Annotated in this window: 12 protein-coding genes; 2 read left to right on the forward strand and 10 right to left on the reverse strand. The window is 74.2% G+C overall.

Translation table 11 applies throughout. The annotated features are described in order from the left end of the window. Position 1: 1 nt before the first annotated feature. From B124_RS07440 to B124_RS07475, 8 genes are all read right to left on the reverse strand, one after another. Positions 2 to 868: a DUF6807 domain-containing protein gene (locus B124_RS07440; protein ID WP_496501873.1), complete on the reverse strand. Its 867-nt coding sequence runs from the start codon at positions 866 to 868 to the stop codon at positions 2 to 4. Beyond that, a complete protein-coding gene (locus B124_RS07445; RefSeq protein WP_496501874.1) occupies positions 865 to 2,115 on the reverse strand; it encodes a Gfo/Idh/MocA family protein in 1,251 nt (416 codons plus the stop codon). Before B124_RS07445 ends, B124_RS07440 begins: the two co-directional genes overlap by 4 nt. Next, positions 2,112 to 3,020: a carbohydrate ABC transporter permease gene (locus B124_RS07450; protein WP_496501875.1), complete on the reverse strand. Its 909-nt coding sequence runs from the start codon at positions 3,018 to 3,020 to the stop codon at positions 2,112 to 2,114. The genes B124_RS07445 and B124_RS07450 overlap by 4 nt, the downstream gene beginning before the upstream one ends. Continuing rightward, complete coding sequence (locus B124_RS07455) at positions 3,017 to 3,964, reverse strand: carbohydrate ABC transporter permease (RefSeq protein WP_496501876.1); 948 nt, start codon at positions 3,962 to 3,964, stop codon at positions 3,017 to 3,019. Before B124_RS07455 ends, B124_RS07450 begins: the two co-directional genes overlap by 4 nt. A gap of 99 nt (positions 3,965 to 4,063) precedes the next feature. Then, positions 4,064 to 5,812, reverse strand: a complete 1,749-nt coding sequence (araD, locus tag B124_RS07460; RefSeq protein ID WP_496501877.1) for an L-arabinonate dehydratase — start codon at positions 5,810 to 5,812, stop codon at positions 4,064 to 4,066. Beyond that, positions 5,809 to 6,705, reverse strand: coding sequence for a dihydrodipicolinate synthase family protein (locus B124_RS07465; RefSeq protein WP_496501878.1), 897 nt, complete (start codon positions 6,703 to 6,705; stop codon positions 5,809 to 5,811). Before B124_RS07465 ends, araD begins: the two co-directional genes overlap by 4 nt. Before the next feature lie 69 nt (positions 6,706 to 6,774). After that, a complete protein-coding gene (locus B124_RS07470) occupies positions 6,775 to 7,407 on the reverse strand; it encodes a GntR family transcriptional regulator (protein WP_496501879.1) in 633 nt (210 codons plus the stop codon). Positions 7,408 to 7,591: 184 nt separating this feature from the next. After that, on the reverse strand, positions 7,592 to 8,206 hold the full coding sequence (locus B124_RS07475; protein ID WP_496501880.1) for a TetR/AcrR family transcriptional regulator: 615 nt from the start codon (positions 8,204 to 8,206) through the stop codon (positions 7,592 to 7,594). Positions 8,207 to 8,294: 88 nt separating this feature from the next. Between B124_RS07475 and B124_RS07480 the strand changes: the two genes are divergently transcribed. Both B124_RS07480 and B124_RS07485 read left to right on the forward strand, forming a co-directional pair. After that, entirely contained in the window at positions 8,295 to 9,251 is a 957-nt protein-coding gene (locus B124_RS07480; protein WP_496501881.1) for a DMT family transporter, read from the forward strand. Between the two features lie 16 nt (positions 9,252 to 9,267). Then, positions 9,268 to 10,665 carry a TerD family protein gene (locus tag B124_RS07485; RefSeq protein WP_496501882.1) on the forward strand — a complete coding sequence of 466 codons (1,398 nt, stop codon included), beginning with the start codon at positions 9,268 to 9,270 and terminating at the stop codon, positions 10,663 to 10,665. A 70-nt stretch (positions 10,666 to 10,735) separates the two neighbouring features. On the opposite strand, the gene B124_RS07490 is transcribed toward B124_RS07485, so the two are convergent. Together B124_RS07490 and B124_RS07495 are read right to left on the reverse strand one after the other, a co-directional pair. Further along, a complete protein-coding gene (locus B124_RS07490) occupies positions 10,736 to 11,779 on the reverse strand; it encodes a 3-keto-disaccharide hydrolase (protein ID WP_496501883.1) in 1,044 nt (347 codons plus the stop codon). A 219-nt stretch (positions 11,780 to 11,998) separates the two neighbouring features. Then, complete coding sequence (locus tag B124_RS07495) at positions 11,999 to 14,374, reverse strand: PQQ-dependent sugar dehydrogenase (RefSeq protein ID WP_496502037.1); 2,376 nt, start codon at positions 14,372 to 14,374, stop codon at positions 11,999 to 12,001. Positions 14,375 to 14,794 lie beyond the last annotated feature (420 nt).

Below are 14,794 nucleotides of genomic sequence, written 5' to 3' on the forward strand. Positions count from 1 at the left end.
CTTACGCCACCGCCTTGCGCGCCAGCGCCGCCGCGGCGGCGCGGTCCAGGCTGCCGTCGGCCACCCCCGTGACGATCCGCCGGGTCAGGCTCGCGCCCGGCGCCAGCGGCACCCGCGCGGACCAGGCCAGCGCCGAGCCGACGCCGGGGTAGTCCCGGGTGCGGACGAACCAGGGGTCGCGGCGGGTGACGTCGGTGGCGCCGGCGAAGACCAGCGTCCAGTCGTCCGACGCCAGCGCCAGCCAGCGCGCGGGCAGCCCGTGGACCGCCTCCTCGCCCTCGGCCGCCGCCGTGAAGACCCGCGGCGGGCGGGAGGTCCGCGGCGCCCGCCAGAAGAAGCCGCCGTAGCCCGCGCCTGGGCGGCCGTTGGTGGCGGGGCTGCCGAACGAGACCGGCGCGCCGGAGACGTTGGTCAGCGCGAACGACACGCCCAGCGCCCACGCCCCGGCGCCCGCCGGGGCGACGGCGACGGCCCGGCGCTCGCGCAGCACCTCGGCGCCGTCGGCGTACCAGCTCAGCTCCTCGACGAGGCCGTCCGGGTCGCGCAGCAGCCACCCGGCGTGCCGCTGCTCGCCGTGGTTGTCCAGTTCCACAGGCCCCCGGCCGCGGACGAAGGTGCGCCCGCCCCAGAAGTTGCCGCCGGCGACGTCGGGCACGGCGATGCTCACGCCGAGGTGGTGCGGGTGGTCGCCGGGCATCAGCTCGGTGACCGGCACCCCGGCCAGGGTGGTCAGCGGGTGGAGGTACGGGCGGGGGGACAGCCGGCGGGTGAGGCCCGGGCGGTGGACGTAGCGGCCGACGGGGCGCCCGGCGCAGCACAGCAGGGTGGTGGCGTCGGTGCCGGTGCGGTTGCGGGAGGGGATGGTCACGCGTGGCTCACCTCGCTGCCGGCGGCCCAGGGGGCGCCGAGTTCGGAGTAGAGGGCCAGCCGCTCGGCGCCGGCGGCGACGAGCGCGTCGATGCCGGGCACCATGCGGCGCACGGCCGGCCCACCGGTGCCGGCGGGGCCCGGAGCCGGTGCGGCGCGCCAGGCGGTGGCGGGCAGCGGCACGGGGTCGGGGGCGGTGCGTACGGCCTCGACGACCCGCATGAACGCGCCGCCGTCCGCGACGGGCGCGAGCAGCGGCGTGCCGTCGCCCAGGTGGTCGAGGAGGTTGTCCAGGAGGTCGGTCCTGCGGTAGGTGACCTCCTGCGGGCCGTGCCCCGCGCGCTGGAGCAGGACGCGGTCCTCCTTGTACCAGAGCGTGATCCGGCCGGTGGCGCCGTGCACCATCACGTACGGCTCTGCGGCCTGCTCGGCGCAGAGCGTGACGGCGGCGACGATCTCGGTGCCGCGGGCGGTGGTCAGCCGCAGTCCTGAGGTGTCGTCGGCCTCGATATCGTGGGCGCGGTACAGCTCCAGCTCGATGCCGGTGACCTCGCCGGCCCGTACCGTGCCGTCCAGGGCGAGCGCGGTGGCCACGGCGTGCGCGAGCGGGTTGGTGAGCACCCCGTCGACCACGTCGGCGCCGTCGAGGCGGCGCCGGCCGGTCCAGGGCGCGCGGCGGAAGTACGCCTCGTCGCGCACCCACGCGCCGGCGGCGCCGATGCCCCGTACCGCGCCGATGGCGCCCTCGGCGACCAGGGTGCGGATGGCGGGCAGGGCGTGCGAGCCGAGGGACTGGAAGCCGATCTGGCCGGCGATGCCGGCGGAGCTGCAGGCGGCGGCGATCCGCTCGTACTGCGTGAACGACGGCGCGGGCGGCTTCTCCAGCAGCAGGTGCACGCCGTGCGCGGCGGCCACCACGGCGAAGTCGGTGTGGGTGGGGATCGGCGTGGAGACGACGGCCAGCGCCGCGCCCGTACGCTCCAGCAGCGCGGCGAAGTCGGCGTCCTGCGGGACGGGTTCGCCCGCGAACTCCGCCGGGGTCAGCGGGCGCGTCTCGCAGACCCCGGCCAGCTCGACGCGGCCGGCCCGCTGGAGCCTGCGGATGTTCTCCAGGTGCCGGCGCCCGTGCCCGCGGGCCCCGGCCAGCACGACGGGCACGGGACCGGCACCGAGCCGGGGAAGGGGGCGGGGGCTGGGTCCGAGGCTGGGGCCGGGGCCGGCCGCGCTGGCTCCGTTGCGGGCCGTCATCCCTTCACCGCCCCCGCGCTGAAGCCGGTGATCAGCCACCGCTGGATGAACGCGAAGACGATCACCACCGGCACCGCCGCGATCACCCCGCCCGCCGCCAGCGCGCCCAGGTCGACGCTGTCGGCGCCGATGAGCGTGTTGAGGCCGACGGGGATCGTCTGCTTGTCCTGCTCGCTGAGGAACATCAGCGCGAACAGGAAGTGGTTCCAGCTGTGCACGAACGCGAAGGAGCCGACGGCGATCAACCCGGGACGCAGCAGCGGCAGCACCACCGCGCAGAACGCCCGGAAGCGCCCGCAGCCGTCGACCCAGGCGGCCTCTTCCAGCGAGTACGGCACGTTCTTGATGAAGGTGCTGATGAGGATCAGCGACAGCGGGAGCTGGAAGACCGTCTCGGCGATGATGACGCTGCCCAGCGAGTTGATCATCTGCAGGTTGCGGAAGATCTCGAAGAGCGGGACGAGCATCAGCGCGCCGGGGATGAACTGCGAGCACAGCAGGCCGAGCAGGAAGAGCTTCTTGATCCGGAAGTCGAAGCGGGCCAGTGCGTAGCCGCCGGCGAGCGCGACCCCGGTCGTCATCACCAGTGTGGCGGCGCCGACGAGCATGCTGTTCTGGAAGAAGGTCCCGAAGCTGCGCTCGGTCCACACCTTGTCGAAGTGCTGAGCCGTCATCGGCCACGGCACCAGCGAGGTGGAGCCGGCGGGGCGTACCGCGAAGAGCAGCATCCAGTAGAACGGGATGAGCGTGAACAGCAGGTAGAGCCCGAGCGGGAGCCAGATCTGCCAGCGCGGCACCTCGTCGTACGGCCGGTGCCGGCGCCGGCGTCCGCGGCGCGCCGGCGGGTCGGACGCGGCGCCCCGGGCGCGCGGGGGCGCGGCGAGCGCGGTCGGAGCGGTGCTCATCGGTTGTCACCTCCGAACTTGCTCAGGCGCAGGTAGAGGATCGAGCAGAAGAGGAGGATCACGAACGCGACGGTGGTCAGCGCCGAGGCGTAGCCGAAGTCGTGGCCGTGGATGCCGGTGTTGGCGACGTACAGGGGGAGCGTGGTCGTCTGGCCCGCGGGGCCGCCGCCGGTGAGGGTGTAGAGCAGGTCGACGTTGTTGAACTCCCACACCGCGCGCAGCAGCGTGGACAGGATGATGGCGTCCCGCAGATGCGGCAGCGTGATGTGCACGAACTGCCGCAGCCGCCCGGCGCCGTCGACCGCCGCGGCTTCGTACAGGTCCTTCGGGACGGACTGGAGGTCGGCGAGGATGAGGATGGCGAAGAAGGGCACGCCGCGCCAGAGTTCGGCCAGCACCGCGGCCCAGAAGACGGTGCCGGTGTCGGAGAGGACCGAGGTGCCGTACTCGCCGATGCCGGCGTCGGCGAGGTAGCGGCTGACGCCGGTCGCGGGGTTGTAGAGCAGCATCCAGATCGTGGTGGTGAGGACGCCGGAGACGGCCCACGGGGAGAACACCACCGCCCGGGCGAACGCGCGGCCCACGAAGGTCTGGTTGACGATCAGCGCGAGGGCCAGGCCGAACGCGAGCTGGAGCCCGACCTCGACGACGACCCACTGGGCGCTGAAGGCCAGCGAGTCCCAGAACAGCGGGTCGTCGGTGAGCAGCGTGGTGAAGTTCTCCAGGCCCGCGAAGCCGTCGCGCCAGGGCTTGGTGACGTTGTAGTGCTGCAGGCTGTAGTAGAAGACGCTGAGCATCGGGTACGCGATGAAGCCCAGCATCAGCAGCCCGGCGGGGGCGATCAGCAGATACGGAAGGCGCCGGGACCCGCTGCGGCGGCGCCCCCCGCGGCTCTCCGCGCGCCGCCGGGCCGCCTTGGGCGGCTGCGCCACGGCTTGGGCCATGTCTGCTCCTATCGGTGCCGTCGAAGCGCTTCGCGAACGCCGTTCGATGAGTCGGACAGGCTGGTGCAGGAGTGGTGCAGGAGTGGTGCGCGCGGGCGGTCAGCCCGCGTAGGGCTCGGGCACCCGGCCCGTACGGGCCAGGAAGGCGAAGTCGCAGCCGGTGTCGGCCTGCGTGATCTGGTCGGCGTACAGGGCGCCGTAGCCGCGCTCGTAGCGGGCGGGCGGGGGTGTCCAGGCGGCGCGGCGGCGGGCCAGCTCCGCGTCGTCGGCTTCCAGCCGGAGGGTGCGCGCGGCGACGTCGAGGGTGATGAGGTCGCCGTTCTCGACGAGCGCCAGCGGCCCGCCGACGTACGCCTCGGGGGCGACGTGCAGGACGCAGGCGCCGTAACTCGTGCCGCTCATCCGGGCGTCGGAGATCCGCACCATGTCGCGTACGCCCTGCTTGAGCAGGTACGCGGGGATCGGCAGCATCCCGTACTCCGGCATGCCGGGGCCGCCCAGCGGGCCCGCGTTGCGCAGCACCAGCACGTGGTCGGCGGACAGCCCGAGGGCGGGGTCGTCGATGGTGCGCTGCAGCTCGCGGTAGTCGTCGAAGACGGCGGCGGGCCCGGTGTGCGCGAGCAGCCGGGGCTCGGCGGCGACGTGCTTGATGACGGCGCCGTCCGGGCAGAGGTTGCCGCGCAGCACGGCCACGCCGCCCTCGGCGGCGACGGGGTTGTCGCGGGGCCTGATCACTTCCGGGTCGTGCACCCGGGCGCCGGCGAGCTGTTCGCGCAGGGTGCCGGCGACGGTGGGGCGGTCGAGGTGCAGCACGTCGGTCAGGCGGGAGAGCAGCGCGGGCAGCCCTCCGGCGAAGTGGAAGTCCTCCATCAGGTACCGGCCGCCGGGGCGGACGTCGGCGAGCACCGGCACGGTGCGGGCGATCCGGTCGAAGTCGGCGGGGGTCAGGGCGACGCGGGAGCGGCCGGCCATGGCGACGAGGTGGATGACGGCGTTGGTGGAGCCGCCGAGGGCCAGCACGGTGGCGGCGGCGTCCTCGTACGCCTCGCGGGTGAGGATCCGCGCGGGCGTCAGGTCCTCCCGCACCATCCCGACGATCCGCGCGCCCGCCGCGGCGGCCATCCGCTCGTGCCCGGAGTCGACGGCGGGGATCGAGGAGGCACCGGGCAGGGTCATGCCAAGCGCTTCGGCGGCGGCGGTCATGGTGGAGGCGGTGCCCATGGTCATGCAGTGTCCGGGCGAGCGGGCGAGCCCGCACTCCAGCTCGGCCAGCTCGCAGTCGCCGATCAGCCCGGCGCGGTGGTCGTCCCAGTACTTCCACATGTCCGTGCCGGAGCCGAGGACTTCGCGGCGCCAGCGGCCGGGCAGCATCGGCCCGGCCGGGACGAAGACGGCGGGCAGGCCGGCGCTGGCGGCGCCCATGAGCAGCGCGGGGGTGGTCTTGTCGCAGCCGCCCAGGAGCACCGCGCCGTCGACCGGGTACGAGCGCAGCAGCTCCTCGGTCTCCATGGCGAGGAGGTTGCGGTAGAGCATGGGCGTGGGCTTCTGGAAGGTCTCCGACAGGGTGGCGACGGGGAACTCCAGCGGGAAGCCGCCGGCCTGCCACACGCCGCGTTTGACGGCCTGGGCGCGCTCGCGGAGGTGGGCGTGGCAGGGGTTGATGTCCGACCAGGTGTTGAGGACGGCGACGACCGGCTTGCCGAGGTGCTCCTCGGGCAGGTAGCCGAGCTGCCGGGTGCGGGCGCGGTGGCTGAAGGAGCGCAGCCCGGCGGCGACCCCGTCCCCGTACCAGCGGTGGCTGCGCAACTCGCGCGGCTGCCCGGGCTCTTCTCCGGGGGCGCCGGTCATATCGCCCACCCCCCGACGACCTCCGCCACCCGCTCCCGCACCGCTCCGGGCAGCAGCCGGCCCGGCGGGCGCACGTCGCGGCGGGCCAGGCCCAGGGCGGCCAGGGCCTCCTTGACGACGGAGACGTTGTCGGCGGAGGCGTCGGCGGCGCGCAGCTCCTCGAAGGGGCGGATCTGCTCCCAGACCCGCATGGCCGCGGGGTAGTCGGCGGCGCGCAGCGCCTCCAGCATCGCCAGCGAGACCTTGGGCGCGACGTTGACCAAGCCCGAGGTGAAGCCGGTGGCGCCGCAGGCGAAGTACGCGGGCGCGTACAGCTCGGCGAGCCCGGCTACCCACACGAACCGCTCCGCGCCCGCGTCGCGCGCGAACGCGGCGAAGCGGGCGGCGTCAAGGACGGAGTACTTGACGCCGACGACGTTGGGGCACAGCTCGCCGAGCCGGGCCAGCCGGGCGCCGTCGAGCCGGTCGCTGCGGATGTACGGCACGACGCCGAGCCCGGGCACGGCCTCGGCGATCGCGCGGTGGTAGTCGACCCAGCCGCTCTGCGAGACGTACGGGTGCACGGGCTGGTGCACCATCACCATCTCGGCGCCGGCCTGCTCGGCGTGCCGGGCGGCCTCGACGGCGGTGGGCAGGTCGTGGCCGACGCCGGCGATGACGGCGGCCTCGCCGCGTACCTCGGCGACGGTCAGCTCGGTGACGCGGCGGCGCTCGGCGGGGCCGAGGGAGTAGTACTCGCCGGTGTTGCCGTTGGGGGTGACGGTCCGTACGCCGCCGTCGAGGAGGCGGCGCAGCAGCGCGCGGTAGGTGTCCTCGTCGATGCCGCCGGCCGCGTCGAAGGGTGTGACGGGGATGGCGACGGCCTCGGCGAGCGCGGGCCTGAGGTGGTCCATGGGCCGGCCTTCCTGTCGGGGGCGGGGGGCGTCAGGGGCGTCGGGTGCGCGGGGAGCCGTCGCCGGCGCTCACCCGGGGAACGCGCGGGCGAGGAACGAGGCGATGTGGTCGTGGAGCGCGGCGCCCGCCGCCTCGGCGTCGCCGGCGGCGGCGAGCCGGAGGATCTCCCGGTGCTCGCCGGCCTCGCGCTCCCAGGACGGGTTGGCGGACCAGGCGACGGTGGAGACCAGCGCGGCCTGGTCGCGCAGGTCGTCGAGCATGCGGGCCAGCAGCGGGTTGCCGCAGGGCAGGTACAGGGCGCGGTGGAAGTCGCGGTTGGCGAGGCTGCGGTCGGCGGCGTCGGGCGCCGACTCGGCGCGTACCAGGGCCTCTTCCGCGTCCTGCAGCGACGCATCGAGCGAGACGGTGCGGCGCAGCGCCTCGGGTTCGAGGAGCAGCCGCACGTCGTAGACCTCGCGGGCCATGGTGGCGTCCACGGTGCGCACGGTGGCGCCCTTGTACTGGCTCATCACCACGAGCCCGGAGCCGGCGAGCGTCTTGAGCGCCTCGCGCACCGGCGTCTTGGAGACCCCGAACTGCGCGGCGAGGTCGGCCTCGACGAGCGGCTGTCCCGGGGGGAGCTTGCCGGTGAGGATGGCGTGTTTGATCGCTTCCTGCACGTACTGCGTGCGGGAGGGGATCGGACCGGGAGCGAAGGTCATGGCCGCCCTTTGGTATCTCAGGTATCGCGTCTCATATATGACGTACGAAGTATGACGCGCTGAAGGTAGGACGGCTCAGAGGGTTCGTCAATGGGCGCGGCGGCACGACTTCCGCGCCGCCGCGGGGTGTGGGGGGCGCCTCCGGGAAAGCGCTTGTGCCGTACGGGCGTTGACCTGGCGGGGCTCAGGCGGTGCAGCCCGCGCGCAGCAGCGCGGCCTCGGCGAGCCGCCGGGAGACGGTGACGGGCTCGGGCACGGCGGACAGCCCGTAGAGCACGGTGGCGCCCTCGTGGATCAGCAGCAACTCGTCGGCCAGCAGCCCGGGGTCCGCGGCGCCGGCCCGCTCGCACAGCTCGCGCAGGTAGCCGCGCAGCCAGTGCTTCTGGCCGGCGATGACCTGGCGCCCGGCGTGCCCGGGTTCGGTCAGCTCGGCCGCGGCGTTGACGAAGCTGCACCCGCGCGGGGACTGCCCGTCCATCCAGGTGCCGAGGGCGTCGAAGGTGGCGAGGATCCGGTCGCAGGCGGTGCCGCCGGCGGCGGTGCGCTCGACCTCCGCGGGCAGCCAGGTGCGCCAGCGCTCGTCGCGCCGGCGCAGGTAGGCGGCGACGAGGGCGTCCTTGGAGCCGTAGCGGTCGTAGATCGTCTTCTTCGTCACGCCCGCCCGGCGGGCGATGAGGTCCACGCCCACGGCGGTGATGCCGCGGTTGTAGAACAGCATCTCCGCGGCGTCCAGGATCTTCCGCGCCGCAGGCGTGAGCCGCGGCTGCACCACCGTCTCCACCGCCGACTGAGCCGCCATCTGCGACCACCTCCGCCGACGAGTATACCGACCTGTTTAGTACACTGCCCGAGAGAGTAAACAGATCGGTTTAATCTTGGAGGTCAGCATGGGTGCTACGGCCGTCTCCGCCGGTCTGGTCGTCTTCTGGAGCTCCGGCTTCACCGGCGCCGAGCTGGGCACCCGCGAGGCCGCGGCCGACACCCTGCTGATGTGGCGCTTCCTCGCCGCGGCGGCGCTCTTCTGCGGCGGCTGGCTGCTTCTGCGCCGCCGGCGGCTCTCACGCCGGGCGGTGGGCGAGCAGGCCGTGATCGGCGCCCTGTCGCAGGGCGGCTATCTGGGCGCCATCGTCTGGGCCGTGGGGCTCGGCGTCCCCGCCGGCAGCGCGGCGCTGATCGCCGCGCTCCAGCCGCTGGCCGCCGGCGCGCTGGCCGGACCGCTGCTCGGCGAGAAGATCGCCCGGCGGCAGTGGGCGGGGCTTGCGGTGGGGCTCGCGGGGGTGGCGCTCGTCGTACGGGACGACCTCGGCGGCACCGGCGCGGCCCCGCCCTGGGCGTACGCGCTGCCCTTCGCCGGCATGGCCGCCCTGCTCGGCGCCAGCCTCCTGGAGCGCCGGGCCCGCTCGCCGCTGCCGCCGGCGGACGCGGTGCCCGTACACGTGCTGGTCAGCGCCGTGCTCTTCAGCGCGGTCGCGCTGGCCGGCGGGCGGGCCGCGCCGCCGGAGGGCGGCGGCTTCTGGCTGGCGGTGGCGTGGGTGGTGGTGCTGTCCACCGCGGGCGGGTACGGCTTCTACTGGCTGAGCCTGCGCCGCAGCGGGGTCACCAGGACCAGCGCGCTGCTGTACCTGACGCCGCCGGTCACGGCGCTGTGGGCGTACGCGATGTTCGGCGAGGCGCCCGGTCCCGTGGCGATGGCCGGTATGGCGGTCACGGTGGCGGGGGTGGCGGCGGCGACCCTGGGCGCGCCGGGCCGCGGCGCGGCCGGGCGGGGCCCGGCGCGTACCAGCTCACGGACGGTCCCCTTCCGGCGGACAGGGGAGGAACCGCGGGCCCGGGCCGTTCGTTAGCCGGGGCATGACTGCGATGACCCCTGGCTCGAATCTACCGCTCAGCGCCACCCGGGTGGCCGTGGACGTCACCGCGCCGGTGCGGCTCGACGTCTCGGGCCTCCTGCTCACCGCCGCCGGCAAGGTGCGCTCCGACGACGACTTCGTCTTCTACAACCAGCCCTCGGGCCCCGGGGTGACCCACCAGTCGGCCGGCACCGCCGACACCATCACCGTGGACACCGCGGGCGTGCCCGCGGACATCGAGAAGGTCGTGGTCACCGCCAGCCTGGACAGCGGGACGTTCTCGGGGACCGAGCCGACGGCGACGGTGCGCGACGCGGTCGGCGGCGCGGTCGTCGCCACGTTCACGCCGCCGCGGCTGACCAGCGAGACGGCCCTGGTCGTCGTGGAGATCTACCGGCGCAACGGCGCGTGGAAGGTGCGCGCCGTGGGCCAGGGCTACTCGAACGGGCTCGCCGGCATCGCCACCGACTTCGGCGTCAGCGTCGACGAGCCCGCGCCCGCCCAGGCCGCGCCCGCCGCCGCGCCCCCGCCCCCCGCCGCCCCGGCACCGGCAGCCCCGGCACCGCCGCAGGCCCCGGCCGCCCCGCAGCCGCACGCCGCTCCGGCGCCGCCCGCCGCGCCCATGCCGCCGGCCGCGCCGATGCCGGGCTCCATGCCCCCGCCGGCCCCGGGCCAGTGGGGCGCCCCCGCCGCCCCGCCCCCCGCTCCCCCGGCGCCCGGCGCGCCCGCCCCGGGCGGCTTCGGCCCGCCTCCGGCCGCCGCCCCGCAGCAGCCGGGCCAGGCACCGGGCCAGCCGCCGGCCGCCGCGCAGCCCGGGAAGATCAGCCTGGACAAGGGCCGCGTCAGCCTCCAGAAGAACCAGACCGTCTCCCTCGTCAAGGGCGGCCAGCCGCTGCTGACCACGGTGAAGATGGGCCTCGGCTGGGAGCCCGCGTACGGCGGTGGCCGGCGCCGCGCCAAGTCCATCGACCTGGATGCCTCCGTCATCGCGTACGGCCCCCAGCGCAACAAGATCGACAACTGCTTCTTCGGCAAGCTCCAGATCCTCAACGGCGCCATCCAGCACTCCGGTGACAACCTCACCGGCGAGGGCGGCGGGGACGACGAGGTCATCACCGTCCACCTCGGCGGCCTGCCGCCGGAGGTCACCGGCCTGGTCTTCACGGTCAACTCCTTCTCCGGCCAGAAGTTCACCGACGTCGCCAAGGCGTACTGCCGCCTGCTCGACGGCATGACCGGCGAGGAGCTGGTCCGCTTCGACCTCACCTCCTCCGAGCCCCGCACGGGCGTGCTCATGGCGAAGTTCATCAAGCAGTTCAGCGGCGAGTGGGAGATGACCGCCCTCGGCGAGTTCGTCGACTCGCGTACCGTGAAGGGCATGGTCAAGCCCGCCGCCGCGGCGCTGTAACCCCCGTACGGCACATACTCGGCGGGGCCCGGTCGGTGTCCGGGCCCCGCCGTTCCGTGTGCGCCCCCGGCTACCCCAGGTCGCGAACCCGGATGTTGCGGAACTCCACGGCCGACGCCGTGTCGTGGTTCTGCAGGCCGACGTAGCCCTCGGCGAACTGCCGCCCGCTGGTGCCCGGGTCGTCCGGGCGGCCCGGGAAGGGCAGGCCGGGCCTGTTCTCGAACTCGTTGATGACCTCGCCGTTGCGGATCACCGTGTACTGCTGCCCGACCACCCGTATCTCCAGGTCGTTCCAGACGCCCTTGTCGGTCGGCCGCGCGGCGGCGAGGTCGAGGTCGGCGAAGCCGTAGACCGAGCCGGTCTTGCGCGGGTCGTTGCCGGCGGTCTCGGCCGAGTCGTTGATCTGGATCTCGTGCCCGCAGTTGACGGACACCCACGCCGGGTCGGTCGTCTTGCACTCCGGGTTGGCCGCCGGGTCCACGCCCGGGAAGCGGACGAAGACGCCGCTGTTGGAGCGGCCGGCGTCCGCCCGCTCGTCGCGGAACTGCAGCCGCAGCGAGAAGTCGGCGAACTCCTCCTTCTCGTACCAGAGCAGGCCGAGCCCGCCGGTGGCCGGCTCCGGGCCGGTCACCATCGAGCCGTCGTCGTTCAGCTCGAAGCCGCGCCCGCCGACGTACCCCCAGTCGTCGAAGGACTCCTGGCTGCCGTCGAAGATCACCTCGTACGGCGCGGGCCCGTGCTTCCCGCCGATGCCGGACTGGGCCGCGGTCATGGTCAGCCGCATGTACTCCCCCGGGCCCAGCACGCCGGCGCGCAGCAGGGAGCGCGACACCTGCTCGGTGTGCTGCACGAACGCGCCCCGGTCCGGCCAGTCGCGCTCGTCGTCGATGAGGTCGTTGACCGTGCAGCCGCCCGGGGCGGTGTAGTTGGGCACGCCGGTGTCGTCGTCCAGGAAGCGGACCGTCGGGCGGGCGTCGGGGGCTGCGCAGGTCGTGTCGCCGGCGGCGCCGGTCGCGGGCCCGCCGGCCGCGGTGGCGGCCGGGGCGAGCAGTCCGCCGGCGAGGGTGGCGGCGGCCAGGGCGGTGCCGGCGAGCGGAAGGCTCGTACGACGCATGGTGTGGCTCCTCGGGTGGTGTCGTCGGGCGTACGGGTCAAGGGGCCGTGGGGGGATTGCGGTGCTGCGGCGCGGAAGGTGCCCGGAGCCGGCCGGTGCGGACCCGGCCCCGCGCGGGCCGCGCGAACGTGCTGCGCGGCCACCGGTTCCGGCCCGCCGGCGCTCCCCTCGGGGCGCCGGCGGCGGTGCGGTGGCGGTGTGCGGTGGCGGCGGGCTGGTTCAGCCGCTGCCGAGGTGGAAGCTGTCCAGCGTGAACTCACCTCCGGTGAACACCAGATACAGCGACGTCGTCCCGGCGGGCGCGTCCGTCACGTCGGCGCTCACCTCGCTCCAGCCGCTCGCGGTGCCCACCGGCGCGGTGGCGAGCACCGGCCCGTCGGGCGCGCCCGCGCGCAGCTCCAGGGCTCCCTCGGCACTGCCGGCGCTGCCGGCGGCGTCGACCCGGGCGGAGAGCGTCGTGATGCCGCTCAGCACGTACGGCTCGAAGGCGATCCACTCGCCGCTCCCGCCGGTGACGGCCCGGCCGCCTTCCGCGCCGGTCGCGGCGCCGGCCGCGGCGCCCTCGGCGGCGTCGAAGTGCTCGGCCTGGCGGTGCGCGGGCTGGAGCTTGTGCTCGGCGCTGGCGTTCAGCGCGGGCACGCCGGCCGTGGTGCCGCCGCCGTCCGTGTAGGTGGCGCGGATGAGGCCGAAGAGGTTGGCGTGGTCGTCGTGGCGGTCCTCCTCGAAGGTCTCGATGGTGCCGGTGCAGCCCTGCTCGAAGGTCATCGGGTGGCCGTGGGTGTCGTGGCCGAGCGCGTAGTCCACGCGCACCCGGGAGCAGTCGGTCTCGCCGTCCTCGGCGTCGGAGGCCACCACCTCGAACGGGATGGCGTCGCCGTACTCGAAGACCGTGCCGTCCTCGGGCAGCTTCAGCTCCACCTCGGGCGGGGTGTTGCCGACGATGACGCGGACGGCGGAGGTGCCGGTGTTGCCGTCCGGGTCGGTGACGGTGAGCACCGCGGAGTACTCGCCGTCCTTGCCGTAGTTGTGCGTCGGGTCGGGCTTGTCCGAGGTCTTGCCGTCGCCGAAGTCCCAGCGGTAGCTGAGCTGTTCGCTGTCCGGGTCGGCGGTGCCGGCCGCGGAGAACGCGACCTTCAGCGGGGCGTGCCCGCTGGTCGCGTCGGAGGAGGCGACGGGCACGGGGGCGAAGCCCTGGGCGGCGTTCTGGATGCGGTACAGGGCGGAGTTGCCGTCGCCGTTGAAGAAGCCGGTGCCGTAGTCGAGGAAGTACAGCGCCCCGTCGGGCCCGAACTCCATGTCCATGATCTTGCTGCCGGACGAGAAGTCCTCGATGCCGGCGACGCCGCCGTCCTCGCCCACGCCGATGGTCTTGATCCACTCGCGGCCGTGCTCGCCGGCGAAGAACAGCTCGTCGTAGCGCTCGGGGAGCTGGAGCCGGGAGTCGAGGTCCGGGTCGTGGCGGAAGACCGGGCCGGCCATCGGGGACTCCGAGCCGCTGCCGAACTCGGGCACGGAGTCGCCGTCGTAGGCGATCCAGGCGGGCTGGGCCGGGGGCAGCTCGGTCAGGCCGGTGTTGCGCGGCGACTCGTTGCGCGGCGCGGCGCAGTCGAACGCCTCGCCGGACGTGCCGGTGGCGAAGTCGTAGTCGATGTAGGCGTCGCCCGCGCCGTGGCAGTACGGCCAGCCGAAGTTGCCGGGCCCGGTGATCCGGTTGAACTCGACCTGGCCGCCGGGCCCGCGCGCCGGGTCGGCCGCGCCGGAGTCGGGGCCGTAGTCGCCGACGTAGAGGGTGTCGGTCGCCTTGTCGACACTCATCCGGAACGGGTTGCGGAAGCCCATGGCGTAGATCTCGGGCCTGGTCTTCTCGGTGCCGGGCGCGAAGAGGTTGCCGTCCGGGATCGTGTACGAGCCGTCGGCGGGGTCGACCTTGATACGCAGGATCTTGCCGCGCAGATCGTTGGTGTTGCCTGCGGAGCGCTGCCCGTCGAAGGCCGGGTTGCGGGTCTCGCGCTCGTCGATGGGCGTGTAGCCGTCGGAGGCGAAGGGGTCGGTGTCGTCGCCGGTGGACAGCAGCAGGTTGCCCGCGCTGTCGAAGGCGATGTCGCCGGCGTTGTGGCAGCACCTGCCGCGGTTGGTGCCGACCTCCAGCACGGTCTGCTCGCTGGCCAGGTCGAGGGTGCCGTCCTCGCTCAGGGTGAACCGCGAGAGGCGGTTGATGCCCTCGTACGGCTCGAAGTCGGCGGGCTCGCCGTCGCTGGGCGCGATGCCGTGGGGGGTGTCCATGACGGGCGCGTAGTAGAGGTAGACGGCGCGGTTGTTCTCGAAGTCCGGGTCCACGCCGACGCCTTGGAGGCCGTCCTCGTCGTGCGGGTAGACGGGCAGTTGGGCGGCGACGCGGGTGCCGCCCGCGGCGCCGGTGTGCCACAGGGTGCCGTCGCGCGAGGTGTGCAGCACGGCGCCGTCGGGGAGCACGGCGAGCGCCATCGGCTCGCCGACCTGGTCGACGCCCTTGGCGAGGGTGACCTGCTGCAGGTCGGGGGCGACGGGGCCGTCCAGGGCCGCCGGCGGCTCGTGCGCGGCGCCGGTGGCGGCCATGCCGGGGGCGAGGCCGCTGCCGAGGAGCAGGGCTCCCGCGACGGCCGCCAGCGCGGTGCGGAATCTCGGTCGGGTCTTGTGCACGTTGCGTCCTCCCGTGGGGTGACGGGTGCGGGGCATCGTTCGCGACATACCTGACATGCGTGACTGATGTGCGGGCGCGTGACTCGTGTGCGGAAAGGTGCCCGCCGCCAGGACCGTAACCGCTTTCGCCCCTGCCGAAAAGAGCTTTGGCAGGAACCGGAGTCAACTTCATCCCGGCATAGGACAAAGCCCAGTTGAGAGCGCACGGCCGGAGCCATTGGCCCCCCGGTGCCTCACCACTCGACTCCCCCCGCACCGCCCGCCCCTGGGGGTGTTCCACATGCGCCGCGCCGTGACAAACTCGCGGTAACCCGCCCACAAAACCAGGGCAAACTG

This window comes from Streptomyces sp. CNP082 (assembly GCF_059570535.1).

What these genes read in the sequence shown, in the direction of transcription:
- B124_RS07445 (WP_496501874.1), bottom strand. Translation starts at nt 2,115, where the DNA reads ATGACGGCCCGCAACGGAGCCAGCGCGGCCGGCCCCGGCCCCAGCCTC.
- B124_RS07450 (WP_496501875.1), bottom strand. Translation starts at nt 3,020, where the DNA reads ATGAGCACCGCTCCGACCGCGCTCGCCGCGCCCCCGCGCGCCCGGGGC.
- B124_RS07455 (WP_496501876.1), bottom strand. Translation starts at nt 3,964, where the DNA reads ATGGCCCAAGCCGTGGCGCAGCCGCCCAAGGCGGCCCGGCGGCGCGCG.
- araD (WP_496501877.1), bottom strand. Translation starts at nt 5,812, where the DNA reads ATGACCGGCGCCCCCGGAGAAGAGCCCGGGCAGCCGCGCGAGTTGCGC.
- B124_RS07465 (WP_496501878.1), bottom strand. Translation starts at nt 6,705, where the DNA reads ATGGACCACCTCAGGCCCGCGCTCGCCGAGGCCGTCGCCATCCCCGTC.
- B124_RS07470 (WP_496501879.1), bottom strand. Translation starts at nt 7,407, where the DNA reads ATGACCTTCGCTCCCGGTCCGATCCCCTCCCGCACGCAGTACGTGCAG.
- B124_RS07475 (WP_496501880.1), bottom strand. Translation starts at nt 8,206, where the DNA reads ATGGCGGCTCAGTCGGCGGTGGAGACGGTGGTGCAGCCGCGGCTCACG.
- B124_RS07480 (WP_496501881.1), top strand. Translation starts at nt 8,295, where the DNA reads ATGGGTGCTACGGCCGTCTCCGCCGGTCTGGTCGTCTTCTGGAGCTCC.
- B124_RS07485 (WP_496501882.1), top strand. Translation starts at nt 9,268, where the DNA reads ATGACCCCTGGCTCGAATCTACCGCTCAGCGCCACCCGGGTGGCCGTG.
- B124_RS07490 (WP_496501883.1), bottom strand. Translation starts at nt 11,779, where the DNA reads ATGCGTCGTACGAGCCTTCCGCTCGCCGGCACCGCCCTGGCCGCCGCC.
- B124_RS07495 (WP_496502037.1), bottom strand. Translation starts at nt 14,374, where the DNA reads ATGGCCGCCACCGGCGCCGCGCACGAGCCGCCGGCGGCCCTGGACGGC.